Origin of the sequence: Aeromonas mytilicola subsp. aquatica (assembly GCF_044336385.1) — a bacterium.
In the GTDB taxonomy this organism is placed as follows: Bacteria; Pseudomonadota; Gammaproteobacteria; order Enterobacterales; family Aeromonadaceae; genus Aeromonas; species Aeromonas rivipollensis.
Genome location: NZ_CP172298.1, coordinates 2,171,583 through 2,196,962 on the forward strand (window position 1 = coordinate 2,171,583; position 25,380 = coordinate 2,196,962).

24 protein-coding genes and 8 tRNA genes are annotated in these 25,380 nt (G+C 63.1%); 23 read left to right on the forward strand and 9 right to left on the reverse strand.

The genetic code is table 11. The features are described 5' to 3' along the window. Positions 1-31 precede the first annotated feature (31 nt). The 4 genes from ACFWHB_RS09985 (at position 32) to ACFWHB_RS10000 (ending at position 2,315) form a co-directional block, all read left to right on the forward strand. The gene (locus ACFWHB_RS09985) at positions 32-877 is read left to right on the forward strand and encodes a DUF5718 family protein (protein WP_395950083.1); all 846 of its coding nucleotides are present in this window, start codon (positions 32-34) and stop codon (positions 875-877) included. Positions 878-1,011: 134 nt separating this feature from the next. Further along, on the forward strand, positions 1,012-1,344 hold the full coding sequence (locus ACFWHB_RS09990; RefSeq protein ID WP_139745331.1) for a YnfA family protein: 333 nt from the start codon (positions 1,012-1,014) through the stop codon (positions 1,342-1,344). A gap of 35 nt (positions 1,345-1,379) precedes the next feature. Continuing rightward, positions 1,380-1,871, forward strand: coding sequence for a GNAT family N-acetyltransferase (locus ACFWHB_RS09995; RefSeq protein WP_395950193.1), 492 nt, complete (start codon positions 1,380-1,382; stop codon positions 1,869-1,871). A gap of 3 nt (positions 1,872-1,874) precedes the next feature. Then, positions 1,875-2,315 (forward strand): acetyltransferase, encoded by a 441-nt coding sequence (locus ACFWHB_RS10000; protein WP_395950084.1) that lies wholly within the window; start codon positions 1,875-1,877, stop codon positions 2,313-2,315. A gap of 75 nt (positions 2,316-2,390) precedes the next feature. Here the strand turns inward: ACFWHB_RS10000 and ACFWHB_RS10005 are convergent, their stop codons facing one another. Both ACFWHB_RS10005 and ACFWHB_RS10010 read right to left on the reverse strand, forming a co-directional pair. Then, positions 2,391-3,785, reverse strand: coding sequence for a DEAD/DEAH box helicase (locus ACFWHB_RS10005; RefSeq protein ID WP_163157384.1), 1,395 nt, complete (start codon positions 3,783-3,785; stop codon positions 2,391-2,393). 277 nt (positions 3,786-4,062) lie between these two features. Beyond that, positions 4,063-4,539 (reverse strand): glutathione peroxidase, encoded by a 477-nt coding sequence (locus ACFWHB_RS10010; protein ID WP_392417346.1) that lies wholly within the window; start codon positions 4,537-4,539, stop codon positions 4,063-4,065. Positions 4,540-4,748: 209 nt separating this feature from the next. Between ACFWHB_RS10010 and ACFWHB_RS10015 the strand changes: the two genes are divergently transcribed. Next, positions 4,749-5,357 (forward strand): 2OG-Fe(II) oxygenase, encoded by a 609-nt coding sequence (locus ACFWHB_RS10015; RefSeq protein ID WP_395950085.1) that lies wholly within the window; start codon positions 4,749-4,751, stop codon positions 5,355-5,357. Positions 5,358-5,569: 212 nt separating this feature from the next. Continuing rightward, positions 5,570-6,556 (forward strand): D-alanine--D-alanine ligase, encoded by a 987-nt coding sequence (locus ACFWHB_RS10020; RefSeq protein ID WP_395950086.1) that lies wholly within the window; start codon positions 5,570-5,572, stop codon positions 6,554-6,556. A 176-nt stretch (positions 6,557-6,732) separates the two neighbouring features. On the opposite strand, the gene ACFWHB_RS10025 is transcribed toward ACFWHB_RS10020, so the two are convergent. Beyond that, complete coding sequence (locus ACFWHB_RS10025; RefSeq protein ID WP_395950087.1) at positions 6,733-7,161, reverse strand: VOC family protein; 429 nt, start codon at positions 7,159-7,161, stop codon at positions 6,733-6,735. A gap of 183 nt (positions 7,162-7,344) precedes the next feature. On the opposite strand from ACFWHB_RS10025, the gene ACFWHB_RS10030 reads away from it, so the two are divergent. Next, positions 7,345-8,130 (forward strand): tRNA-uridine aminocarboxypropyltransferase, encoded by a 786-nt coding sequence (locus ACFWHB_RS10030; protein ID WP_395950088.1) that lies wholly within the window; start codon positions 7,345-7,347, stop codon positions 8,128-8,130. Between the two features lie 374 nt (positions 8,131-8,504). Next, complete coding sequence (locus ACFWHB_RS10035) at positions 8,505-9,284, forward strand: TSUP family transporter (RefSeq protein ID WP_025327090.1); 780 nt, start codon at positions 8,505-8,507, stop codon at positions 9,282-9,284. A 7-nt stretch (positions 9,285-9,291) separates the two neighbouring features. Here ACFWHB_RS10035 and ACFWHB_RS10040 read toward each other — a convergent pair whose 3' ends face one another. Further along, on the reverse strand, positions 9,292-10,227 hold the full coding sequence (locus ACFWHB_RS10040; RefSeq protein WP_395950089.1) for a LysR family transcriptional regulator: 936 nt from the start codon (positions 10,225-10,227) through the stop codon (positions 9,292-9,294). 52 nt (positions 10,228-10,279) lie between these two features. Further along, positions 10,280-11,197: a DMT family transporter gene (locus tag ACFWHB_RS10045; RefSeq protein ID WP_163157399.1), complete on the reverse strand. Its 918-nt coding sequence runs from the start codon at positions 11,195-11,197 to the stop codon at positions 10,280-10,282. Between the two features lie 158 nt (positions 11,198-11,355). Here ACFWHB_RS10045 and ACFWHB_RS10050 point away from each other — a divergent pair, with 158 nt between their 5' ends. The 14 genes from ACFWHB_RS10050 (at position 11,356) to yjjG (ending at position 18,939) form a co-directional block, all read left to right on the forward strand. After that, positions 11,356-12,243 carry a helix-turn-helix domain-containing protein gene (locus tag ACFWHB_RS10050; protein WP_392417337.1) on the forward strand — a complete coding sequence of 296 codons (888 nt, stop codon included), beginning with the start codon at positions 11,356-11,358 and terminating at the stop codon, positions 12,241-12,243. Positions 12,244-12,305: 62 nt separating this feature from the next. Next, positions 12,306-12,428: a hypothetical protein gene (locus tag ACFWHB_RS10055; protein WP_262110571.1), complete on the forward strand. Its 123-nt coding sequence runs from the start codon at positions 12,306-12,308 to the stop codon at positions 12,426-12,428. 76 nt (positions 12,429-12,504) lie between these two features. Then, positions 12,505-14,139, forward strand: coding sequence for an ATP-dependent endonuclease (locus ACFWHB_RS10060; RefSeq protein WP_106886689.1), 1,635 nt, complete (start codon positions 12,505-12,507; stop codon positions 14,137-14,139). Positions 14,140-14,242: 103 nt separating this feature from the next. Then, positions 14,243-14,962 (forward strand): hypothetical protein, encoded by a 720-nt coding sequence (locus ACFWHB_RS10065; protein ID WP_392417333.1) that lies wholly within the window; start codon positions 14,243-14,245, stop codon positions 14,960-14,962. Between the two features lie 269 nt (positions 14,963-15,231). Beyond that, a tRNA-Met gene (locus ACFWHB_RS10070) sits at positions 15,232-15,308 on the forward strand. A 94-nt stretch (positions 15,309-15,402) separates the two neighbouring features. Then, positions 15,403-15,479 (forward strand) — tRNA-Met (locus tag ACFWHB_RS10075). A 109-nt stretch (positions 15,480-15,588) separates the two neighbouring features. After that, positions 15,589-15,665: transfer RNA gene (locus ACFWHB_RS10080), tRNA-Met, on the forward strand. Between the two features lie 110 nt (positions 15,666-15,775). After that, a tRNA-Met gene (locus tag ACFWHB_RS10085) sits at positions 15,776-15,852 on the forward strand. 109 nt (positions 15,853-15,961) lie between these two features. Then, positions 15,962-16,038, forward strand: a tRNA-Met gene (locus ACFWHB_RS10090). Between the two features lie 110 nt (positions 16,039-16,148). Beyond that, positions 16,149-16,225 (forward strand) — tRNA-Met (locus ACFWHB_RS10095). 110 nt (positions 16,226-16,335) lie between these two features. Next, a tRNA-Met gene (locus ACFWHB_RS10100) sits at positions 16,336-16,412 on the forward strand. A gap of 109 nt (positions 16,413-16,521) precedes the next feature. Further along, positions 16,522-16,598: transfer RNA gene (locus ACFWHB_RS10105), tRNA-Met, on the forward strand. Positions 16,599-16,744: 146 nt separating this feature from the next. Further along, positions 16,745-18,229, forward strand: coding sequence for a M17 family metallopeptidase (locus ACFWHB_RS10110; protein WP_395950090.1), 1,485 nt, complete (start codon positions 16,745-16,747; stop codon positions 18,227-18,229). Positions 18,230-18,258: 29 nt separating this feature from the next. Then, the gene (yjjG, locus tag ACFWHB_RS10115; RefSeq protein WP_111911892.1) at positions 18,259-18,939 is read left to right on the forward strand and encodes a pyrimidine 5'-nucleotidase; all 681 of its coding nucleotides are present in this window, start codon (positions 18,259-18,261) and stop codon (positions 18,937-18,939) included. Positions 18,940-19,011: 72 nt separating this feature from the next. On the opposite strand, the gene ACFWHB_RS10120 is transcribed toward yjjG, so the two are convergent. The 4 genes from ACFWHB_RS10120 to elyC all read right to left on the reverse strand — a co-directional run bounded on the left by ACFWHB_RS10120 (position 19,012) and on the right by elyC (position 24,388). Continuing rightward, the gene (locus tag ACFWHB_RS10120) at positions 19,012-20,268 is read right to left on the reverse strand and encodes an amidohydrolase (RefSeq protein WP_106886693.1); all 1,257 of its coding nucleotides are present in this window, start codon (positions 20,266-20,268) and stop codon (positions 19,012-19,014) included. A 1,344-nt stretch (positions 20,269-21,612) separates the two neighbouring features. Continuing rightward, positions 21,613-22,584 (reverse strand): 6-phosphofructokinase, encoded by a 972-nt coding sequence (gene pfkA / locus ACFWHB_RS10125; RefSeq protein ID WP_005326082.1) that lies wholly within the window; start codon positions 22,582-22,584, stop codon positions 21,613-21,615. A 142-nt stretch (positions 22,585-22,726) separates the two neighbouring features. After that, on the reverse strand, positions 22,727-23,482 hold the full coding sequence (gene tpiA / locus ACFWHB_RS10130; RefSeq protein ID WP_111911896.1) for a triose-phosphate isomerase: 756 nt from the start codon (positions 23,480-23,482) through the stop codon (positions 22,727-22,729). 135 nt (positions 23,483-23,617) lie between these two features. Beyond that, on the reverse strand, positions 23,618-24,388 hold the full coding sequence (gene elyC, locus ACFWHB_RS10135; protein WP_139743827.1) for an envelope biogenesis factor ElyC: 771 nt from the start codon (positions 24,386-24,388) through the stop codon (positions 23,618-23,620). A gap of 129 nt (positions 24,389-24,517) precedes the next feature. Here elyC and cmoM point away from each other — a divergent pair, with 129 nt between their 5' ends. Next, entirely contained in the window at positions 24,518-25,294 is a 777-nt protein-coding gene (gene cmoM, locus ACFWHB_RS10140) for a tRNA uridine 5-oxyacetic acid(34) methyltransferase CmoM (RefSeq protein ID WP_106886696.1), read from the forward strand. Positions 25,295-25,380: the final 86 nt, after the last annotated feature.

Sequence of the window (25,380 nt, forward strand, 5' to 3'; positions counted from 1 at the left end):
GGCGGCCCGGGCCGCGCCAATGGAGCCACAGATGCAGATCACTGAATTGAGCAACTTCATCGGATTGGGGGTGGCGGGCAACTTCGCCGGCCATCTGGAGCAGGCTGGCGAGGCGGCGGACTTCGTCGCCGTCAAGGTCGAGGACAAGGTTGCCCCCAAGGCGCTGTTCCCCTTCTATGTGCCAGGCCATCCGGGCCAGCTCGGCGTCTTCCCATTGAGCGGCGAGGCCATCTTCCTGCCAGAGGCGGCGGTGAGCGGCGACGAGAAGGTGCAAATCGAACCCGAGGTGGCGCTCTGGTGCGAGCTGGAGTACGCGGGGGAGCAGGTGGTGGCCATCCATCCCAAGGCGTTTGGCGCCTACAACGACTGCTCCATCCGTCGCCCCAATGCCAGGAAGATCAGCGAGAAGAAGAACTGGGGGGAGGAGAGCAAGGGGCTGGCGGCCACTCTGTTGCCCCTTAACCATTTTGCCCCGGGTTGCGAGCTCGACGACTATCGCATCGCCTGCTATCTGGAGCGCGATGGCGAGCTGCACCCCTATGGGGTCGACAGCGCGGCTGTGGATTACAGCTACTTCCATCAACAGCTGCTCGACTGGGCCATCGACAAGTTCAACCATCAGCAGGATGAAGGTCCGGCCGAGCATATCCAGGGGCTGCTGGCCCAGGCGGGGCGTCCGGCCCACGCCCTCATCAGCATAGGCGCCACCCGCTACACCCCCTTTGGCGAGACTCACTTCCTCGCGCCCGGCGACACCGCCTGCGTGGTGGTCTACCCGGCCAGCCGCTACGGCGAAGCGGATATTCGCGAGGCGATCCGCAGCCGCACCTTTGGCCCGGATGTCTCTGCCCTGCTCCAGGCAGTCAGGGTCCGCTGACCCCTCCCTTCCCCCGCACCCGTGGGGGAAGGTTTGCCCTCCCTTCCTCCTGGCCTGTTGCGCCGCCGTGCTTACATAACCCAATGCGTTGTTTTAACATTCAGCCTCTGTCACACCCTAGCTAGAGACCCATGATGCTGGAGTTCAAAACGATCGGGCTGTTCCTGATCACCGCGCTGGCCGAGATCGTCGGCTGCTATCTGCCCTACCTGTGGCTGACCCAGGGGCGGAGCGCCTGGTTGCTGTTGCCGGCGGGCCTGAGTCTCGCCCTCTTTGCCTGGCTGCTCTCCCTGCATCCGACCGCCGCCGGCCGTGTCTATGCCGCCTATGGGGGCGTCTACATCTTCGTGGCCATCCTCTGGCTCTGGGCGGTGGATGGCATCAGACCCACTGTGTGGGACTGGGTCGGTTCCGGGGTCGCCCTGACGGGCATGGCCATCATCATGTTTGCCCCCAGATCCGCATAGGGCGCCGGGGAGCACAGAAGATCAGGAGGGTTGCCATTGTGGTGATCAGAGAGTGCAAGGACGAGGATCTGGCGGGCCTGCTCAGTCTTTACGCCGAGCTCAGGCCCAATGATCCCGTGCTGGCGCCGTCGGTGGCCAGGGAGGCGCTGAGGCGACTGCTGGCCGAGCCCGGAGTACGACTCCTGGTGGCCGAGGTGGAGGGCCAGCTGGCCGCCACCTGCCAGCTCGGGGTGATCCCGACCCTGACCAACGGCGGCAGGCCCTTTGCCATCATAGAGCACGTGGTGACGGCCTCTGCGTTTCGGCGTCAGGGTTTGAGCCAGCAGCTATTGGCGCAGGCCCTGACCCTGGCCTGGGAGCTGGATTGCTACAAGGTGATGCTGCTGTCGGGGGAGGGGCGCGAAGGGGCCCATCGCCTGTACGAAAAGCTGGGCTTCAAGGCCGGCATAGAGAAGGGCTTTGTCATCAAGCAGGCCGAGGCCAGGGCAACCCCTGACGTGGCCCTTTCACCACAGATTGAGTCATGAATCATGAAGATTGAACAAGCGGACGCCGGGGATTACCAGGCTCTGATCGCCCTCTGGGAGGCCTCGGTGCGCGCCACCCATCACTTCCTGCAAGAGACGGACATTACCACCCTCAAGCCCCTGATCCTGGAGCACTATTTTGCGGCCGTGGATCTGGTCTGCGCCAGGGGAGAGGAGAGAGAGATAGCCGGTTTTTGCGGTGTGCACGATGGCAACATCGAGATGCTCTTCATCGCCCCCGAGGCGAGAGGAAGCGGGGTCGGCCGCCTGCTGGTGGCCCACGCCATCCAGCGGCAAGGGGCGAGACGGGTGGACGTCAACGAGCAGAATGCCCAGGCCCTCGGCTTCTATCAGCACCTGGGTTTCGGGGTGACGGGGCGCTCTCCCCTGGATGGCCAGGGCAAGCCCTATCCCCTGCTGCACATGGCCCTGGCCGCCGAGTAGGGGCGTCAGAGAGTAAAAAAAACCGCCCGAAGTGAAGTGGGCGGTTTTTTTGTGTCAGGTCGGCAACAGCTTGCCTTACTCCTCGCTGGAGTTGTCCTGATAGTCATCGCGCTGGGCCTTGGGCAGGCGGCGCATGGGGGTGAAGCCGATGTCTTCCCCCACGACCTCGCGCTTGCGGGCCGGGGCCGGCTTCTTGGGGCCGTCCCCTTTGGCCTTGCCTTTGGCCGCGTCAGGCTTGCCTTTGGCATTGTTGCTCTTGGCGTTGGCATGGCCGCGGTCACGGGGCGGGTTTTGCACCGGCTTGCTGCCTGGCAGGGTCTGGCGGCTCGGCTTGCCGCTCGGCTCGTAGCCTTCCAGGATCTCCACTGTCAGGGATTGGCCGATCAGGGCCTCGATATCCTTGAGCTGGCCCAGCTCGTCCTGGCTCACCAGGGAGATGGCCTCGCCACCACGGCCGGCGCGGCCGGTGCGGCCGATGCGGTGGATGTAATCCTCCGCCATCTGGGGCAGCTCGAAGTTGATCACGTGGGGCAGCTGATCGATGTCCAGGCCGCGAGCGGCGATATCGGTGGCGACCAGCACCCGCACCTTGCCCTCGCGGAAATCGGCCAGCGCCCGGTTGCGGGCACCCTGGCTCTTGTCGCCGTGAATGGCGACGGTATTGAGGCCATCCTTTTGCATCTGCTGGGCGAGGCGGTCGGCGATCTGTTTGGTTCGCACGAACACCAGCACCCGCTGCCAGTTGCCACGGCCGATCATGTGGGAGAGCATCTCGCGGCGGCGTTCCCGGTCGACCTGGATGACGCGCTGGGTCACCTGATCGGCGGCGGTGTTGCTGGGATCCACCTCGATCAGGGTGGGGTCATTGAGCAGATCGTCCGCCAGCGCCTTGATGTCATTCGAGAAGGTGGCGGAGAAGAGCAGGGTCTGCCGCTCATCCGGCAGCGCCTTCATGATGCGGCGAATGTCGGTGATGAAGCCCATGTCGAGCATTCTGTCCGCTTCATCCAGCACCAGCACTTCCAGGGAACTCAGGGTGAGAGCCCCCTGGGTCAGCAGATCCAGCAGGCGGCCCGGGGTGGCGACCAGGATGTCGACCCCGAGCTTGATGGCGTCCAGGTTTGGCTTGATGCTGACGCCGCCATAGGCGATCAGGGTGCGGAACGGCAGATGATGGGCGTACTTGATGATGCTCTCGCCCACCTGGGCGGCGAGCTCCCGGGTCGGGGTCAGCACCAGGGCGCGGACCTGGCGGCGACCGCCACGGCCGTGGTTGGCCAGCAGACGGTGCAACATGGGCAGGGTGAAACCGGCGGTCTTGCCTGTGCCTGTCTGGGCGCCGCCCAGCACGTCCTGACCGGCCAGAATGGCCGGGATGGCTTGCTGCTGTATGGGGGTGGGTTGTTCGTAACCCAGCTCCTTGACGGCCCGCAGTATGTGCGGTGACAGACCCAGTTCATTGAATGACATGTTCGAGAGAAACTCCGAGCCTTGGGCTCAACGGGTGACGACAGCCTGGGCCCGTCACGACATGGAAGAAGGTGGGTAGCGGGTCAGGGCAGGGCCTGATCCCTTCAGGCCCGTCCCGCGGGCGCTACGACACGAAAAAGATAATGGGCGCGTAATATAGCAGAAGTGACGCAGGCACGCAGTAACGGCGTCACGAATGAGGACCCGGAGCACAAAGGGGCTGCGCCGAGTCCGATGGGGGAGGGGCCATGGCCGTCTGTCGCCCGAGGTGCTTGGCTCACAGCAGCCCCTGGATGGCTCCCGCCAGATCCTCGGGTTTGGTCTGGGGAGCGAAGCGGTCCACCACCCGGCCCTCCCGATCGAGCAGGAACTTGGTGAAGTTCCACTTGATGGCCTCGCTCCCGAGCAGCCCGGGCTTTTGCTGCTTGAGCCAGCGATAGAAGGGGTGGGCCTGGTCGCCGTTGACCTCGCACTTGGCCATCAGGGGGAAGCTCACCGGGTAATCCAGCGAGCAGAAACGGGCTATCTCCTCGGCATCCCCGGGCTCCTGGTGGCCGAACTGATCGCAGGGGAAGCCCAGGACCACCAGGCCTTGCTCACCAAACTGGCGATGAAGCGCCTCCAGCCCAGTGTATTGGGGGGTGAAGCCGCAACGGCTGGCCACGTTGACCACCAGCAGGACCTTCCCTTGCAGGGCGTCACCGGGAAACTCGCTGCCATCGAGTCGTTGCAGGGGGATAGTGGGCAAGGGCATGGCGCTCTCCTGAGTCATGGATGCAGAGGGAGACCCGATTCGGGCCTTGTTTTCACGTTAGCGGGCCGGGGGCTGCGGGGCAAGGGGAAATCGGCGCCCGGGGCCGGGCCCTTATTGATGGCGGGACTTCTCAAGAGAAGCAATCCGGTTTGTGCCAAGGGGGGGAAGTCGCTACAAAGCGCACTCTCTCCACTCGCTGCGAGTCAATCTTGGACTATCAAGCCGTCATGGATGCCATTTACACCCGGGGATGGGTGATTGTGGATGATTTCTTAACCGCCTCCGAGGTGGATGCCTTGCGGGCCTGCCTGCCGGGGGAGTGGCAACCTGCGGGGATAGGGCGGGAGGGGCTGCATCAGGGCAATCCGGCGATCCGCCGTGATCAGATCCACTGGCTGGATCCCTCCCTGGGCGCCCCCGTGGCCGACTATCTGGCCCGCATGGAGTCCCTTCGTCTGGCGGCCAATCGCAACCTGATGCTGGGGCTGTTCGACTATGAGGCCCACTTCGCCCGATACCGCAGCGGCGACTTCTATGCGACTCACCGCGACGCCTTTGCCGGGCGCTCCAACCGCCGCCTCACCTCGGTGTTCTACTTGAACAACGGCTGGCGGCCCCAGGCAGGCGGCGTGTTGCGGGTCTATGACAACGACGAGCAGTTTCTGATGGATGTCTCCCCCAAGGGGGGGCGGCTGGTGCTCTTCCTGTCGGAGGAGTTTCCCCACGAGGTGCTGCCCGCGAGCGAGGAGCGCTACAGCATCGCCGGCTGGTTTCGGGTCAATGGCAATGGCGCCGGGCGGGTAGATCCCCCTCGCTGAGTCCGTTTCGTCCCGTTTTTGACACAGGCGCCTCTTTTTACGGGCCAGGATGGGGGGATGGCGGCCCCATCGGCTGACAAGGCTTCCTCTCCCTTGCTACACTGGCCGCACTTATGTTCGTATCTGGCTTCGCCCGTTGTTTGGTGCGCAGGTCGCGCAGCCGGATTTTCCCCGGCCATGACGAAGCCGCTTCTCCCAAGGGATCACATCTAATGAAGAACATGCATGTCTTGCTGCTGTGCGGCGGCGGTGGCGCCGAGCACGAAGTCTCTCTGCGCAGTGCCAATTTCCTCGAACAACAGCTCGGTCTCCTGCCTGGGGTCGAAGTGACCCGGGTCGAGATGTTCGCCGACCGCTGGCTCAGTGCCGACGGCCGCGAGTGCAAGCTGGGGTTGGACAAGCTGCTCTCCTTTGACAGCGTGGCCCGTCCGGTGGACTACGTGGTGCCCTGCATCCACGGCTATCCGGGTGAGACCGGCGATCTGCAATCCTTCCTCGAGCTGGCGGGCCTGCCCTATCTGGGGTGCGATGCCGAGGCGAGCAAGATCTGCTTCAACAAGATCAGCACCAAGCTGTGGCTCTCCGCCATCGGCATCCCCAATACCCCCTATCTGTTCCTGACCGAGCAGAATGACGAGGCGCTCGCCGAGGCGAGAGCCGCGCTGGCCAAGTGGGGCAAGGTGTTTATCAAGGCGGCCTCGCAAGGGTCATCCGTGGGCTGCTACTCCGCCAGCAACGAGGCCGAGCTGGTGCAGGGGATCAAGGATGCCTTCGGTTACTCCGAGCAGGTGCTGATCGAAAAAGCGGTCAAGCCCCGCGAGCTGGAAGTGGCGGTTTACCAGTACGGCGACGAGCTGGTGGCCACCTATCCCGGGGAGATCTGCGTGCCCCAGGACAAGTTCTACACCTATGAAGAGAAGTACAGCAGCGCCAGCCACACCGAGACGGCGCTCAAGGCTGAAGGCTTGACCCAGGCTCAGTCTGACGCCATCCATGCCTACTCCCTCAAGGCCTTCCGTCAGCTGAAGTTGACCCATCTGTCGCGTATCGACTTCTTCCTGACCGAGGATGGCGAGATACTGCTCAACGAGATCAACACCTTCCCGGGCATGACCTCCATCTCCATGTTCCCGAAACTGCTGGAGCATCACGGTCACAGCTTCGCTCGCTTCCTCGAGCAGAATCTGCGCCCCGTCTGAGGGCGCCGACAAGGCATAGCAACAAGCGAGGGGCCCAAGGGCCCCTCTGTCGTTGTTGCGCTGTCATCATGACCCTCAGGGTTGCTGGCAATCCCCGGGGAATAGAAGTGAACAGCCAGATGTGCGCCCCTTGGGGATTGGCAAAGAGCGCCTATCTAGCGCTGTCATCATGACCCTCAGGGTTGCTGGCAATCCCCGGGGAAGGGAGTGAACAGCCAGATGTGCGCCCCTTGCGGATCGGCGATGAGCGCCATGCGCCCGACTGTGGGGACGTCCATGGCGGGCACCACCAGGCTGCCGCCATGCTGGGCCACCCTGGCCAGCCTGGCATCGACGTCATCTACCGCTATGTAGGTCGCCCAGTGGGGCGGCACGCCAGCCATCTGGGGGTTGCCCCGGGTGGATTGCACCCCGGCCACCGGTCGGCCGTTGACCACCAGCATGGGGTAGTTGCCTCCCTCCATCTCCATGAGCTGACTCTCCCAGCCGAGCACCTCGGCGTAGAAGCGGATCCCGGCCTCGCCGTCGGGCACATAGAGCTCGTGCCAGGTAAAGGTGGATCCTTCGGCCAGGGCGTGCTCCCTGGCCATGTCTGGTTCTGCCATCTTCTCCTCCTGTGTCCCATCGGCCTTCCCGTGCGTGGGATGATGGGATGAGGACCAAGTATAGAGCGGCGCGTTGGGCCTGGGCGTCTGGCTGGGCAGATGCCGCGCACCTTGCCCCCGGCAGACCCGCTCGCTACAATCTGCCCCCTTTTTCCCGCAGACCCTGTCGCCGAGCCGCGCCCCATGAAGCCCATCCCTGATCATGCCGTCAACCGCCTGCGCATCTGGCGCAAGAGCATCTCTACTCGTCCCTTTCTCGCCCGTGGTGGCAGCGTGCCCCGCTGCGAGGCCTGCCAGTTGCGTCATGCCTGGTGTGCCTGCGAGTGGCGCCCCGAGCTAAAGGCCGAGGCGGGCTTCTGCCTCTTGATGTATGACAGCGAACCCATGAAGCCTTCCAACACCGGCCGTCTCATCGCCGACGTCTTGCCCCAGACGACCTGGGCCTTTCTCTGGAAGCGCACCCAGCCCCATCCCGAGCTGCTGGCCCTGCTGGCGGATCCCGCCTGGCAGCCCTATGTGGTGTTCCCCGCCTGCGAGAAGAACCCGGCCCGGGTGACCGAGCGGGTTGCCCTGGCCCCTGGCAAGAAGCCGCTCTTCATCCTGCTGGACGGCACCTGGCCCGAAGCGCGCAAGATGTTCAACATGAGCCCCTATCTGGATGGCTTCCCCGTGCTGTCGGTGCGGCCGGACGCGCTCTCCACCTATGGCATGCGGGTCGCCCACTGCGATGAGCACCTGTGCACCGCCGAGGTGGCGGCCTGCGTGCTGGAAGTAGCCGGTGAGCTGCAGGCAGGCCAGGCGTTGCAACATTGGTTCAATCTGTTCAGCAGCCGCTATATGGCGGGCAGAGTGAGTCGGGCGCCCGGTGAGGACGAGACCTCGCTGTTGCAGGCCCTGGAGGCGATCAAGGGGGAGGTTGCCGAGTCTGCCGCTGATCGGGGCGAGGCCAGGGTGGCAACCCTGGTTTAACCGGCTCGGCTGAATGGCGAAGGTAGGGGATGGGCATCATCGGACAAGCTGATCGCCCCAATTGCCGTGCCTGTGATCAGGAATGGATGGAATTGGATTCACCACCTGCCGCTGTTTCGTTCGCTTTGGCGGTCGATGCCAAGGTGGCGACCTCTTGATGAAAATCAGGAATTGAATCGATCGTCTGCCACTGTTTCGTTCGCTTTGGCAGACGATGGCAAGGCAGTGTCCACATTGATGAAAATAAGGAATCAGTTGGCTGCCATTGTTTCGTTAGCCTCATGAGCCCGCCCCCGTTAGGATAGCGACCTGCATTGTGCTCAAACAGGGCACCCGGGGTTGCCGCGGGTGGCCGCATCACACGAGGTTTATGGATGGAACTGGAACTGCTCACCCTGGTTGCCCTGTTCGGGGTCGCCCTTATCGCCGGCTTTATTGACGCCATCGCCGGAGGCGGCGGCCTGCTGACGGTGCCGGCCCTGCTTGCCACCGGCATGCCGCCCGCCCTGGTGCTCGGCACCAACAAGCTGCAGAGCAGTTTCGGCTCCTTCTCGGCCACCTGGTTCTATGCCCGCAAGGGGCTCCTTGAGTGGGCCATCATCTGGCCGGCGGTCATCTGCACCTTCATCGGGGCGGCCATCGGCACCCTGGCGGTGCAGACCATAGACGCCGCCATCCTGGAGCGCCTCCTGCCCTTCCTGCTGATGGCGTTCGCCTGCTACTTCTATTTCTCCCCCAGGGTGAGCGATGCGGAGAGCCAGCGCCGCCTCACCCCCATGCTGTTCGCTTTGCTGGTGGGGGGCGGGGTCGGTTTCTATGACGGCTTCTTCGGCCCCGGCACCGGCTCCTTCTTCGCCATCGGCTTCGTGGCCCTGGCAGGCTTTGGCATGGCCAGAGCCACTGCCCACACCAAGCTGCTCAACTTCACCTCCAACATCGCCTCCCTGCTGTTCTTTGCCCTCGGCGGCAAGGTGGTGTGGAGCGTGGGCTTCTGCATGGCGCTGGGCCAGTTCATCGGGGCCCGTTTCGGTTCCAAGCTGGTGTTGAAGAAGGGGGTGAAGCTCATCAAGCCGCTGCTGGTGACCGTCTCCCTGGTGATGTCCGCCAAGCTGGTGTGGAGTCAGTACCCCGAGCTGTTCAGCTGGCTCGTCTGAGTCATTTCTAGCCTTGGCTCACCCGGGCGAAGTGGGCCCGGATCCCCTCGACCAGGCGCTGGATCCGCGCCCGCTTGAGGCTGCTCGGGCGATAGACCAGGTGCAGCGGGCGCGCCAGCCCAGGCAGGGCGCGCGCCCGTTTCCCCTGATCCCCCACCAGGGCCAGCAGACCGGCCGGCAGCAGCACCGGGCCTATGCCCGCCTTGGCCAGCTCGATCAGCGCCAGGTAGGAGTCGAGCTCCATGGCCGGCACCAGCCCGAGCGCGGCCAGGGGATCCCGCAGATAGCGGTTGGAGGGGTTCTCCAGATCCATGGTCAGGATCTTGCGCACCTTCTCCTGCACCAGGGTTTCCTCACCCAGGTCTCTTTGTGTCAACGGCTTGCCACTCGCCCTGTCTGGCGAGGCAACCCTGTGATCCGGCTGCGCCGCCGTCTCCTGATCGTCCCCCACCAGATAGAAGGGCTCCTCCAGCAGCAGCTCGGCACAGAGGCCGTGGCCGGGGGGCAACCGGCCGGCGCAGATGCCGAGCAGGGCATCGCCACCGCGCACCCGCGTCAGGATCACCGGGGTGTGGTGAGTGGAGAGGGCAAGGTGAGGATCTTGCTCAAGGTAGTCGTGCATGAAACGGGCGAGGTAGCCCGCCAGCAGGGTCTCGGAGCAGGCGACGGGCAGGGGGGTCTGGTCGGTGAGGGTCTGGCTGTCCGCCAGCACCCCCTTCATCTCCGCCAGGCTCGGGGCCACCCGGGCGAGCAGCTCCCGGGCCTGGGGGGTGAGGCGAGTCTGGCGGCCATCCGGCTCGATGAGCCGCTTGCCAAGGCGCTGCTCCAGCTGGGTGATGCGCTTGCTCACCGCCGACTGGCTGATATAGAGGCGGCTCGCGACCTTGGCCATGGTGCCCTCGCTCGCCAGCAGGCAGAGTGTCTCCAGCCCTTCCAGTAACATGCTTCCTCCGTTCAACCTCTGTTGGGAGGGGTTACCTTAGGGGCTGCTGGCATCAGGGGCAAGTACCGTCTGTCACCCGTGACAGCGGCCAGCGCCACGTCTTGACGGGCGGGGCGAAGATCACCAGGTTGCCGATAAGGCTCACCACCACACCCAGGATGGAGACCGTCTGCCAGACGAAGCCCTCATACAGGGTGGAGAGGCTCAGCGCCACCAGGGGAAACAGCACAGTGGCATAGGCCGCCTTGCTGGCGCCGATGCGCCCCACCAGGGTGAGGTAGGCGGTGAAGGCGATGACGGAGCCGAAGATGGCCAGATAGACCATGGCCGCGAGGTAGCGGGGCTCGGTCGGCAGGGTCAGGGACTGACCCAGCACCATGACCCAGCCCAGCAGCAGCACTACCCCGTACACCATGCCCCAGGGCACCATCTGCAACACCTGATAGCCCTGGCGCTGGCCGCGAGCCGAGACAAGGTTCCCGAGGGAGAAGCAGAGGGTCCCCGCACAGGCAAACAGCAGCCCCTTCCAGCCGTTTGCACCCAGTTGCGCATCTGCCAGCACGGGCCAGAACAGCAGCAGTGTGCCCATGAGCCCCAGCAGCGACCCCTGCAACCAGCGCATGCCGGGGCGCTTGCCCTCGAACAGCCAGAGGTTGAGGCCGTTGAAGATGCTGGCGCTGGCGAAGATCACCGCCGACAGGCCGCTCGGGATGTAGAGGGTGGCGTGGTAGAAGCAGAGAAAGTTGGTGGAGAAGAGCAGGGCGCCAAGCAGGGCCGCATAACGCTGACCCGCCCAGGGCAGGCGCGGGAACTTGCCGCTTAACGTGAGCAGGGCAAAGAGCGCCAGCGCCGCCAGGGCGAAGCGGTAGAGCACAGAGACCTCGATGGGAATGGGGCCGAGCTGCCAGGCGATGGCGATCCAGGTACTGCCCCAGATGAGGACGGTGGAAACATACAGCAGGAGGTTCATAAACGGATCCAAGCAAAAGGGGAGTGACATGGGGATCAGCATGGGCCGGACGGCCCGCCCTGGCTTGCACCATCTTGCGGTTTTTTGTAGCAGGGCAGCAGCGCTTGGCGAGCCGCCGCGATAAGATGTCGGCACGGGAACAAGGATGAGGCAGACAGGTGCAGCAGAGGCGACAGGCGGGGGTGTTCGATGCCCTGGTCAGCACGGGGGCGCGGCTGGAGGACTCCTGCTGGCTGGAGCCCGGGCTCGGGGTGGCCAGCTGGCGCAACCGCTACGATCAGACCCGCTACCACAAGCCGGGTCACCACACCATCAGCGTCTATCTGCAGGGGGGCGAGCAGACCGAGCGCCTCGACGGTCCCGGCGGCCACGGTGGCACCGGCAAGGTGTGCATCATGCCGGATCACCACAGATCCGAATGGCTGGTGCGCGAGGAGTTTCGCTTCTTCCACCTCTACTTCACCCCTGAGCACCTCTGCCGCATCGCCGAACAGGTGTGCGACAAGGAGGGGCGCCATCTGGTGTTGCAGGACAAGACCTTCATCGAGGATCCCCAGGCCGCAGCCCTGGTGCAGGCACAGATGATGAAGCTGGACTGGCAGCACGGGGTCGATCGCATGGCGCTCTCCCACGGCGCCTGGATGCTGATGTTACACGCCTATCGTCACCATACCCGGGAGGCGCCTGGGCTCCCCGAGGTGCGGGGCGGCCTGGCCCCCGCGGTGATCCGGCGGGTGCAGGAGTATCTGCTGGCCCACCTGGCCGAGCCCGTCACCCTGAGCGAACTAGCCCGGGAGGCGGGCCTGAGCGAATATCACTTCGCCCGCATGTTCGGCCAGAGCCTGGGTTGCCCGCCCCATCGCTACCTGCAGGGGCTCAGACTCCAGCGGGCCAAGCAGTTGCTGGCGGGAAGCGATCCCCTGGCCAGCATCGCCGCCCAGTGCGGTTTCTCCTCCCAGGCCCATTTTGGCAATCGTTTTCGGGAGGCCTTCGGCCTGAGCCCGGGGCAGTGGCGCGCCCAATTGTCATTCTCTTGTCACAGATAACGCTGAGACTCTGGGCGAAAGAGGTGTACCCTCTACCACTTACCCATAAAAAGGAATGCCCATTGAATCATCGCAAACGTCAGACCCGCACCCGCCACCTCTGGTTCAGCCACTGGAATGCCCCTCAGGATCGCGCCTGCCTGCCCACCCCTCCCGAACCCGTAGTGCCTCACAGTTCCCGCTGAAAACCCCAAGACCCGATAGGATTTTCCCGGCAACTTTGCCACTATTGCGCCATCAGGATGGACTGGATATGGCCGCATGTTTCTGGAACGCATTGAAGTCAAAGGTTTTCGCGGGATAAATCGGCTCTCGCTCGGGCTGGATCACACCACTGTTCTCATCGGTGAGAACGCCTGGGGCAAGTCCAGCCTGCTGCGTGCCCTCTGGTGCCTGCTGGGGGATGCCGAACCCTATCAATTCAGTCGCGATGATTTCCATCAGCCCGAAGACCCTGAGCTGAGCCCATCGCGCACCCTGCAACTGGTGCTCACCTTCAGCGAGTACCGCCCCCAGATGTGCCAGCACTCCCGCCGATTGGCGCGCCTTGGCGCGGCCTGGATCCCCCACAGGGACAAGTTCCACCGTATCCACTATCGCGCCAGCGCCGAGCTGCTGGACGATGGCAGCGTGCAGAGCACCCATGACTTTCTCGACGGCATCGGCAAGAGCCTGGCCATCGACAACAACGCGGAGCTGGTGCGTCTGCTCATCACCATGAACCCGGTGTTCCGGCTGCGGGATGCCCGTACCGCCCGCGACGGCATAGAGCAGCTGCCCTGGGACGATCTCTCCGAGCAGCGGCTCGGGGAGCTCGCCGGCAAGCTGACCGACGAGCCCCAGCGCATCGGTGAGCCCGAGCTCAAGGAGGCGCTGCAGGCGGTGCAGCAGTTGATGGAGCACTACTTCAGCGCCCTGGCCCCCATCAAGCACAAGCCCCGCAGCCAGCGGGAGATAGTCAATCGCCCCATGACCCTGCGCAACCCCGGCAACTTGCAGGTGCTGCTGCGCAGCGCCGACAACCGGGCCCTGCAACTGGCCATGGCAGGCATGGCCGCCATGCTGCTCCATGCCCGCGGCAACCGGGAGCTGGAGGAGGGGGCCAGGCCCATACTGATGCTGGAAGATCCCGAGAGCCGCCTGCACCCCACCATGCTGGCGCTGGCCTGGGGCCTGCTCGAGCAGTTGCCCGGCCAGAAGCTGCTCACCACCAACTCGGGGGATCTGCTCTCTTCCCTGCCGCTCAACCAGGTGCGCCGCCTGGTGCGCCGCCAGCATGACATCCTCTGCCATCAGCTGGGGGGGGAGCGCTACAGCAGCGACGACTTGCGCAAAATCGCCTTTCACGTGCGGATCAACAGACCCATGTCGATGTTTGCCCGCTGCTGGTTGTTGGTGGAGGGGGAGACAGAGATCTGGCTGCTCTCCGAGCTCGCCCAGATCTGCGGCTACAGCCTGCGGGCGGAAGGGGTGCGCATCATAGAGTTCGCCCAGTGTGGCCAGGCCCCCCTCATCAAGGTGGCCCGCGACTTTGGCATTGAGTGGCACCTGCTCACCGACGGCGACGAGGCGGGCGCCAAGTACGCGAGCTCCGCCCGCTCCCTGCTCAAGGGGGAGCGGGAGCGGGACAGGATCACCCAGTTGCCCTCGGCGGACATAGAGCACTACCTCTACCACAACGGATTCGAGGCGGTGTTTCGGCGCGAGGCCGGGGTAGGGGGGCGATCCACCCTCAACGCCGGGCGCATCATCTCCAAGGCCATCCATCACCGCAGCAAGCCCGGCCTGGCCCTGGCCGTGGTGGAGGAGGCGGAGCGCCTTGGCAGCGAACACATCCCCCCCATGCTCAAGCAGATGTTCGCGCGGGTGGTCGCCCTGGCCCGAGGCCAGAGCTAGTCTCGCAGGCGTTGGGGATGGGGGCGGGTTTGGGTATACTCGCCCCTCGTTTTTTGTTGCCGGGGTCCTTGGGCCCTGTCCTCTGTTTGCTGCCGGAGACCCTATGTTCGTCCAACTTCCTTTTTGGCTCTTTTCCCTGACCGGCCTGATGGCCCTGGGGGCCCTGATCGCGCTCGGGATCGTCTTGTGGCGCGGGGATCTCTGCCCGGGCCAGCGCTCGCGGATCACCAATCAGCTCTTCTCCATCTGGGTGATCACCGGCCTTTCCCTGATGCTGGGGATCGAAGCCGGGGTAACCGGCTGGCTGATTTGGTGCGGGGGCGCCGCCCTTATCCTGGGGATAGCGCTGTCCCTGGCCCAGTCCCGCCTCGAGGGCAAGCGCGCCATTCCCGCCAGCCTGCTGTGGCTGCCTGCCATGCCGCTCGCCCTCTATGGCCTGGGTTTGCTGCAGATCCAGGGCTGGCTGAACGGGGCACTGCAGATGGTGCTGCTGGGCTCGGCCTTCGCACACCTGATGCTGCTGCGTGCCCGCCACCGTCTGCAAGCCTTCAACCTGCTGCTGCCGTTGGCGGGGCTGCTGGCCGCCATGCTGAGCCTGATCTGGCTGGCGGTGCTGGTGAGCGGGCAGGACAATGGCGCCGGGCTAGATGCCCTGATCCCCGGGGTGCTGACCCAGGCGGGTTTGCTCATCGCCGCCCTGCTGCTCTGGTTCAGCCCAATCTACCGGCAGCAGGAGACGGCCCCCGTGGTGCTGTCCGTGACCCTGTGCGGTCTCATCATCGCCCAGATAGCGGCAACCAGCGTATTGCACCAGCTGGCCTGAGCCACCCATGGCAAGTCAGGGAGTAAGCCCGCGTCTGTATAGGCGCGGGCTTTTTCATACATAGAGAGGGGGGGGAGTTGCACGCCGGATCCAGCAGCGCAACCTGGCAGGGGAGGGCCCTGAGCGGCAAGGTGATCACCTAGTTGACTGAAAAAGCTACGGTTTGTTGCAAAAGAACACAGCATCTGATGGTTTAATCCCCTGGTAAACTTTTTTTAGGATAATTACTTGCAATCTCAGCGTTGGAGCCTATTATTGGCCACCTCAGACGCGGGGTGGAGCAGCTCGGTAGCTCGTCGGGCTCATAACCCGAAGGTCGTCGGTTCAAATCCGGCCCCCGCAACCATCTGAGTGTCGACATCGACAACACCCACAAGGTGAGAAGTGATGAAGACGATTCGAACTGGCTACTGCTCGGCCACTTCGGAAAAAAATACGGACGCGGGGTGGAGCAGCTCGGTAGCTCGTCGGGCTCATAACCCGAAGGTCGTCAGTTCAAATCTGGCCCCCGCAACCAACTATTTGTCCTCATGGCACGGCTAAGGTCGCTGCGGTGAGACGAAGACGCAAGGTGCTACTGCTCGGTAGCTTGCGGGAAAGGTCCGGCAACGGACACACAATTCGGACGCGGGGTGGAGCAGCTCGGTAGCTCGTCGGGCTCATAACCCGAAGGTCGTCAGTTCAAATCTGGCCCCCGCAACCAACTATTTGTCCTCATGGCTCGGTCTTGCATCGCAGCGGTGAGACGAAGACGCAAGGTGCTACTGCTCGGCAGCTTGTGGGAAAGGTCCGGCAACGGACACACAATTCGGACGCGGGGTGGAGCAGCTCGGTAGCTCGTCGGGCTCATAACCCGAAGGTCGTCAGTTCAAATCTGGCCCCCGCAACCAACTATTTGTCCTCATGGCACGGCTCAGGTCGCTGCGGTGAGACGAAGACGCAAGGTGCCACTGCTCGGCAGCTTGCGGGAAAGGTCCGGCAACGGACACACAATTCGGACGCGGGGTGGAGCAGCTCGGTAGCTCGTCGGGCTCATAACCCGAAGGTCGTCAGTTCAAATCTGGCCCCCGCAACCAACTATTTGTCCTCATGGCTCGGTCTTGCACCGCAGCGGTGAGGCGAAGACGCAAGGTGCTACTGCTCGGCAGCTTGCGGGAAAGGTCCGGTAACGGACACACAATTCGGACGCGGGGTGGAGCAGCTCGGTAGCTCGTCGGGCTCATAACCCGAAGGTCGTCAGTTCAAATCTGGCCCCCGCAACCAACTATTTGTCCTCATGGCTCGGTGTTAGATCGCAGCGGTGAGACGAAGACGCAAGGTGCTACTGCTCGGCAGCTTGCGGGAAAGGTCCGGCAACGGACGCACAATTCGGACGCGGGGTGGAGCAGCTCGGTAGCTCGTCGGGCTCATAACCCGAAGGTCGTCAGTTCAAATCTGGCCCCCGCAACCAACTATTTGTCCTTATGGCACGGCTCAGGTCGCTGCGGTGAGGCGAAGACGCAAGGTGCTACTGCTCGGCAGCTTGCGGGAAAGGTCCGGCAACGGACACACAATTCGGACGCGGGGTGGAGCAGCTCGGTAGCTCGTCGGGCTCATAACCCGAAGGTCGTCGGTTCAAATCCGGCCCCCGCAACCAACTTATTATCTTTTCCCCTTCTCTATATCCATCTCGACTCTCCTGTCTATCACCCTGATCCAGCACATTAATTTATGTGGTGGCGATCCTTTGTCCCATTTGTTCGGTATCATTCTGGCTTCTGTTCATGGATGAGGCCTCTCCCTGTGATGCACGCTTTCAACTACCTTGCCCCCAAGATAACCATGCAGACCAGCACCCTGAACGAGGTGATGGCGAGCGACATTCCCGTCAAACTGCTGCTGGTCGCCGAGACCGGGCGCGACGCCCTGCTGGCGCAACCGGCCTTCGCCGGGGTGGCGGCCCAGATAGCCCTGGGTCTGCAGGCCCCTTACCGGCTGGCGGATGGCCAGGGCCTGCAGCTGGTGCTCTTCGTGGACTCGGCGCCGGTGCTGGATCACCGGCTCTACAAGCAGATCCGCACCTGGACAGCCCCCCTTGCGGGTCTCAAGGTGGCGCAGCTGGCGCTGCACCTGGAGGGCTTCGATGAGGCGCCCCGGGCGCTGCTGGCCGAGCTGGTGCTCGCCACCCTGCTGGCGGCCAATGTGCCGCTGCCCACCCAGAAACGCGCCGACGAGGCGCCCATCGGCTATCAGAGCCTGACCCTGTCTCCCCCCTGCATCCTGGATCTGGCCCGCATCGAGGCCGAGGCTCAGGGCAACGGCCTGGCCCGTCACCTGGCCGTGCTGCCCGCCTCCGAGCTGAGCGCCTGTAGCTACCGCGCCTTCGCGCGGCAGCTGGCGCAAGCGGAGGGGTGGCAATGGGAGGAGTTCGATGAGGCGGCCCTCGCCAAGCTCGGCGCCGGCGCCTTCCTGGCGGTGGCCAGGGGCTCTGAGGACAACCAGGCCGCCATCGTCAGGCTCAGCTATTGCCCGGCCAATCCGGTGCGCCGCATCGCGCTGGTGGGCAAGGGGATCTGTCACGACTCCGGGGGCTATAACCTGAAAGTCGGTGGCAGCATGTATGGCATGCACCTGGACATGGGGGGCAGCGCTGTGGCGCTCGGGACCCTGCATGCCATCAGCCGGGCCAAGTTGCCCTATGAGGTACACTGCTGGCTCGCCATCGCCGAGAACCACATAGGCCCCCGTGCCTACCGACCGGGGGAGGTGGTGACCGCCCTCAATGGCACCACCATAGAAGTGGTGGACACCGACGCCGAGGGGCGCATGGTGCTGGCGGATGCCCTGTCGCTCGCGGCCAAAGGGGAGCCCGATCTGCTGATTGACTACGCGACCCTGACCGGCGCCTGCAAGCGGGCGCTCGGCAGCCGTTACAGCGGCGCCTTCACCAATCGCCCCGACTGGCTTCCCGAGCTGATACGCCTGGGGCAGCAGAGCGGTGAACGCATCTGGCCCTTCCCGCTGGACGAGGATTTCGATGACAACCTCGATAGCGAGTGGGCCGATCTGTTACAGTGCGCGCCGGGAACCTCGCCGGATCACATCGACGCCGCCCGCTTCCTCAGCCGCTTCGTGCCCGGACAGACACCCTGGCTGCACCTCGACTTGAGCGGTTTTCGCAACAAGGGGGGCAACGGCGTGGTCGGCAGCGAAGTGACCGGGTTTGGCGTCAGGCTGTCGCTGATGCTGCTCGCCAGCCCGCTCGGGATGGCCGAGCCCGCCATATGAATCGCCAAGTACAACCAATGAGGACAAGCGTGAAACAAGCAAGCTATGACTGGGTGCTGTTCGATCTGGACGAGACCCTGCTCGATTTCCCGGTCGCGAAGGCACTGGAGCGCACCCTGCAGATCTATGGCGTGACGCCGACGCCCCCCAGGATGGCGGCCTATCACGAGCTGAACCACAGGCTGTGGCAGCAATACAACTCAGGCGAGATAGACGCCACCTGGCTGCAGCAGACCCGTTTTTCGATGTTTGCCGAGCAGGTGGACGTGGCACCCATGGCGATGAATGACACCTTCCTGCAGCAGATCATCGCCCTGAGCGTGCCGCTGGAGGGGGTGGAGGAGACCCTGCTGGCCCTGAAGAGCCGGGTCAGGATGGGGATCATCACCAATGGTTTCAGCCTGCCCCAGCGCGGTCGTCTCGACAAGCTGGGCTGGAATGAGTGGTTTGAGCCCCTCGTTATCTCCGACGAGGTGCAGGTGACCAAGCCGGCCGCCGCCATCTTCCAGCATGCCCTGGATCTGATGGGGCAACCGAGCCCGGCGCGGGTGCTGATGGTGGGGGACAACCCCAAGACCGACATCGCCGGTGCCGCCGCCCAGGGGCTGGCGACCTGCTGGTACAACCCCGCCCGCCAGCAGGGGCCCTGCGAGGCGACTCACGAGATCCATCACTTCGCCCACCTCTCTGACATAGTGCTGGGACGCTGAGCCAGGCGCTAAGCGGATCCGCAAAGACACAAAAGGCAGCCCTCGGGCTGCCTTTTTTCATCTGAGGCGTTCTCAGGTGCCGAGGCGGCTGAGCAGCCAGGCCTCGAGCAGGGCGACGCCGGGGGCCAGCACGGCCTCGTCGAAGTCGAACTCCGGATGGTGATGAGGCGCCGCCAGATTGGCCCCCAGGATCAGGTAGGCGGCCTGGCCGCCATTTTGCTGCACCCGCTCGATGAGAAAACCGGCATCCTCGCTGGCACCGAAACGGCGGCTGTGGATGGTCTCAAGCTTGAGCGCTTCGGCCAGGGGCACTATCTCCTCGAGCAGGGCCGGGCTGTTCTCTATGCCGATGGCTTCCCCCTGCTTGCGAATGAGGTAGCTGGCTCCCTGCATCATGGCGGCCCCTTCCACTATCTGCTGCACCTGGCCGAACATGTAGTCGTTGAGGGCCGGGGTGGCGCCCCGGGTCTCTCCCTGCAGGCGGGCGTGACCCGGGATCACGTTGCGACCACTGCCCCCATTGAGCTGGCCTATGTTGATGCGGGTCATACCGTCCCGGTGGCGGGCAATGCCGAGCATGGCAGTGGTGGCCGTGCAGGCCGCCGCCAGGGCGTTGCTGCCGGCGTTGGGCTCGAGCCCCGCGTGGGCGGCGCGCCCCATAAATTCCACGTCAAATTTTGTTGAACAGAGAAACTCGGTCGGATTGACCACCAGTTCGCCGCTGTTGGCATGAATGCCGATGTGCAGCGCCAGCAGGGCATCCACGTCGTCGAGCTGACCACCGGCCGCCAGCGCCTTGCCGCCGCGACACCCCTCTTCGGCAGGCTGAAAGAACAGCTTGATGCGGCCGTTGAGCCGCTCGGCCAGGGCGCTGATCCGCTCGGCCAGCACCAGCCCGATGGCGGTGTGGCCGTCGTGGGCGCAGGCGTGCATCCAGCCCGGGTTGGCGGAGTGCCACCCCTCCTGGCAGGGCTGGTGCGCCGGATCCCGGCTCTCTTCCACCTCTACCGCATCTATGTCGAAACGAAACCCCAGGGTGGGGCCGGGGCGGCCGCTGTCCCAGACCCCCATCACACCGGTGATCTCGTCGATGCGGGCCAGCCAGTCGGGGTGTGCCCCCTGACGCAGGGCTCGCTCCTTCTGGGCCGCGACGTCGATCTCCCGTCCCATGATGAGGTTGCTGGCCAGCAGCTTGTCCCCCAGCATGACGGAAAAACCGAGTTCGGACAGGTGGTGGGCGATGAGGGCACTGGTGCGAAATTCACACCAGGCGGCTTCGGGGAGACGGTGAAGGTCACGGCGCCAGTGGCGCAGAGCATCCTGAGTCATGGTGATTCCTGCATGGCAAATCCAGCGGACATTGTGACGGGCAGGGGGGCAAGAGTAAATCCCGCAGAGACAGATGCAGCAAGGGGAGCACTGAGGCTCCCCTTGCAAGAACGGCGATCATGACGCCCAGGTCGTTAAATGCTCACAGATAGCCAATAAGTGCTGACTGACATCCTGTTCTTGCGCAAGGCTTCAAAAACCCATCTTTGTGGGTGTTTTTGCGGCCTGATGACGCTATCAAGACCCAGGGCAAGCGGCTTCCTGACCGATTAACCGCCTTAGAGCTGTGCCAGCGAGGGCAGAGAGACGGCAACCAGAGTGAAAAACACGGTAAAAACGGCGGTAACAACGAACTCTTTCATTATTTTGTCTCCCTTGGCTGACTGATGATGAGACCAAGATACCACAATGACAGGGGATAACAATGAAAAATGTATTTATATGACCAATTTCACTTGGTGGCGATGTAGTGCCATGTTTTTGTAATTTTGTGGCTGTTTTATCGTCTTGTCATGGGGAGATCAATTTCATGCATGTCATGGATGCCATTATTCCCTTTATATACAGATAGTTACTGTTTATCGTTTGTGTTTTTTGATGGGTTTTGTACGAAGCTCTTTTAATGATCTTCAACTTTTGTGACGGAAAATGGCAGAGCTATGCGCCTGAAAGTGTCGCCAATGATGGGTTGGCTCGTTGGTAGTGCCATTTCCCTTGTCCCATCACTTTTATCTGCCCGCCATGGGATAAGCCCAGTGGGGGCGGTGCTTTATCGTCATCACCTCCCGGCGGAATTTCAATTCACAGAGGAAAACAGGGCAAAACAGCAGACATTCGGCAGGGGAATGACCCGCAGCAACGCCCGCCAAGCCGCTCTTTTTGGGCTGCGTCATGGTTGGGGGCATGAGCTTGCCTTTACAGGTGCAAAGATAAGCACGCAGAGACAGGCCCTCAGGCATGGGGCAGGGCGAGAGGCGCCCTGAGAAGCACTAAGGTCGGGGCGTACGGGTTCCAGGCCGAGCAAGCCCTATGGCCCAGGGGCAGGCAGAAGTGCAGGCAAGAGGGCGAGCAAGACGAGGGGAGTGAAGGGAGCAAGCGCCTGCTGAAGAGGGGTGAATGAGAGAGGTGAAAAGAGAAAGGGGAGAAAAGAGTGCGCGCCTATCTCGCCAACTTATCTGGCAGAAACGCAGCAGGGTGCGGATCGGCAGGCTGGCTTATGGACGGGGCAGGAAGAGCGGTGGCCTGTGTCTGCCATCAGGGGGCGCTGATGACAGCCGGCAGGCATGAAAAAACCCTCCGATGGAGGGTTTTTGTCACAACAACCTGCATGAAGCACCAGGGGGCTTAGAACAGGGTGGTGGAGAGATCATACAGCTCCTGATCGAAGGGGCGCTTGAGGTTCTCGATGCAGTCGATGATGTCATGGTGCACCATCTCGTTGCCCTGGATACCGACGCAGCGGCCACCCTGACCGGCCAGCAGCTGCTCGACGGCGAAGGCGCCCATGCGGCTGGACATGATGCGATCACGGGCGGTCGGCGAGCCGCCACGCTGGATGTGACCCAGAATGGTGGCGCGAGTTTCGCGGCCTGTCATGGCTTCGATGTCTTTGGCCAGGGCGTTGACGTCGGTGACGTGCTCACAGATGGTGATGATGGCGTGCTTCTTGCCTTTGGCTTCGCCTTCCTTGATCTGTTGCAGCAGCTTCTCTTTGTCAAAAGCCACTTCCGGCACTATCACGTACTCGGCGCCACCGGCAACGGCGGCAGACATGGCCAGATCGCCACAGTGGCGGCCCATGATCTCGACCACAGAGATGCGGTGGTGGGAGCTGCAGGTGTCACGCAGACGGTCGATGGCGTCGACCACCACGTTGAGGGCGGTGTCAAAGCCGATGGTGAAGTCGGTGCCGGCGATGTCGTTGTCTATGGTACCCGGCAGACCTATGCAGGGGAAACCCTCTTCGGTCAGCTTCTTGGCACCCATGTAGGAGCCGTCACCGCCGATCACCACCAAGGCGTCGATGCCGTGTTTTTTCAGGTTCTCGATCGCTTCGGCGCGAACTTTCGGGTCTTTGAAGGCGGGAAAACGGGCGGAACCCAGGAAGGTGCCGCCGCGGTTGACCACGTCGGAGACGCTGTGGCGCTCGAGCTTGACGATCCTGTCCTGATGCAGACCGAGGTAGCCATCATAGATGCCGTAGACTTCCAGGCCATGATGCAGACCGGCGCGCACCACGGCGCGAATGGCTGCGTTCATACCCGGTGCGTCACCACCACTGGTCAAAACACCAATACGTTTGATTTGTTTGGTCATGAGTGCCTCTGGATCTGAGTTGTCGAATATCAATATCTGAAAATGGGGCCAGCCGTTTTTACTATATCGGCTTTCCTATGGAAGAAGGGGACCCATAGGAAAGCGATATCAAGAGAGGGGCCAGGCCCCTCTCTTGCGTCACTTACTGGGCGGCGCCAGCGATGATCTGGGAGAAGTCGTCCACTTTCAGGGACGCACCACCCACCAGGCCACCGTCGATGTCCGGCTGACCGAACAGATCGGCAGCGGTCGCGCCAGTGACGGAGCCACCGTACAGGATCTGTACTTTGGCAGCGACGGCGGCGTCGAAACCGGCCAGGTACTGACGGATGTGAGCGTGAACGGATTGCGCGATTTCCGGGGTGGCAGTCTTGCCGGTGCCGATGGCCCATACCGGCTCGTAAGCCACGACGGCGTTCTCGAAGGAGGCGATGCCGCAACGGTCGATGACGGCTTTGAGCTGGGTCTCGACCACGTTCTTGGTCACGCCGGCTTCGAATTGCTCCAGGGTCTCACCGATGCACAGAACCGGCACCAGGCCGCCTTTCTGGATGGCTTCGTACTTGGCAGCTACTACGTCGTCGGTCTCTGCGTGCAGGGTGCGACGCTCGCTGTGGCCGACCAGGGAGTAGGTGCAACCGAAGGCTTTGAGCATGGAGGGGGCGTTCTCGCCGGTGAAGGCGCCAGACTCGTGAACGTCGGCGTTCTGGGCACCGTAAGCAATCTTGCTGCCAGCGGTCAGCTGTTCAACCAGACCCAAAAAGATAACCGGCGGGCAGACGGCGACTTGCACGGAAGGATGAGCGGCAGCAGCCGGGGTCAGTCCTTTGATCAGAGCTTCGACAGAAGCTTTGGTGCCGTTCAGTTTCCAGTTACCCATTACCAGGTGCTGTCTCATCTTCTCAATCTCCTAGGCATTTGATTGCGCAACATTATATGAATTGAACCGAGCCCAAGATAGCTGACCCGGCGGCAAATGACGTAATTTTTTTTCGCTTTCCTGATCCAAATCAGGAATGCAAGAACCGATCGCTCAATCGTTAACCTGCCCCCGCAAACGGGCCCACCATACCCCAATCCACTCGTGAATGGCAGCCTCGGAATACATCAGATAACGCCCCTTGGGCAGGTAGCTGTAGAGGGGCTGCGCCACCTGACTCTGCTTGGCGGTGTAGTCGGTGGGGGCCGGCACCGCATCGAGTCCCTGGCCGCGATAGAGCGCCATGGCCCTTGGCAGGTGGGTGGCCGAGCTCACCAGCGCCACCCGCTTGCCCTTGAGGTGGGCGCTGATGCTGACCGCCTCGTCGTGAGTGTCTTTGTTGTTTTCAAACAACGTCATTCGGGATCTGTCTACCCCTAAGCTCTGCGCCATGCGGGCGTTGACCTCGGCATTGGACAGCGGATCCCCGGACACATAACCGGAGAAGATTAGTTCGGCTTCTGGATAGGCCTGGGCCAGCCGCACTCCTTCCAGGGTGCGGGCCTGGGCTATGTTGTTCTGCCAACTGCGCATCGGCACCACCGGATCGCTCACATGGCCGTTGCCGAGCACCACTATGGCCTCGATATGGGGATGCTGGCTCACCTCGAAGGGCGGATAGGTCTGCTCCAGTGAACGGGCCAACTCATAGCTGACGGGTCTCATCCCCATCAGGGCGATGATCACCAAGGAGAGGGTCGCCAGCAGCTTGCCGCTCTTCTGAAAGCGGGTGAACCAGAGCAGCGCGAGCGCCAGCAGCAATAAGGAGAGGGAGAAGGGCAGCGGCATCAGCAACTGGCCTAACCATTTTTTAAGCTCAAACACTGTGGTGTCGTCCTTGAGTTTTCAGCGGATCCGGGATGTGACAGAATACCCCTCTTTTTTCCTGTGGCCCAATCCTGTGTGGTTCCTCCTGGGAGCCCCCACAGCGGGGCGGCCGAAGATGAGTGTGTCTTGAAGCAAGATCAGAGTTTTGACGGGCGCGCCGACAAGTTCGCCCGCAACATTTATGACTCCACCAAGGGGCGCATTCGCACCACCGTGGTGTGGAGCGACATCGAAGCCTGCCTGGCGCGCCTTGGCAACAGGCCGCTGCGCATCCTGGATGCCGGCGGCGGCTTTGGCTACTTCGCCCAGAAGCTGGCGGCCATGGGCCACCAGGTGGAGCTGTGCGATCTCTCGGCAGAAATGCTGGAACTGGCCCGCAGCCAGATCGCGGAGAAGGGGCTGGAAGACAGAATCCGTCTCATCCATTGCCCCATTCAGGATCTCAAGCAACATGTGACCGGCACCTTTGATCTGGTGCTCTGCCATGCGGTGCTGGAGTGGCTCGCCGAGCCCCGCCAGACCCTGCTCGGTCTGTTCCCTTTCGTCAATGCAGGGGGCATACTGTCGCTGCTTTTTTACAATCGTCATGGCCTGCTGTTCCAGAGCCTGGTGGTGGGCAATTTCGACTATGTGCGCCAGGGGCTGAACAAGAAGCGTCAGACCGCGCTTACGCCCACCAACCCCCAGTTGCCGGAACAGGTCTATGACTGGATAGGCCGGGGGGGCCTCAAGATCATCGGCAAGACAGGGGTGCGGGTCATTCACGACTACATGCGCCACAAGCAGGAGCAGGTCGAGAAATTCGACGATCTGCTGGCCATGGAGCAGCACTACTGTCGTCAGGAACCCTTTGTTTCCCTCGGGCGCTACATCCATGTGATGGCCCAGAAGCCGGTCGGCTGAGGGTGGTCATGGGGGCCTGAATGGTCGGGATGCAAGGGTTTATGCGGCCGGGATACCGCCGCCGGGGTTGCCCATCCCCGGGTCCA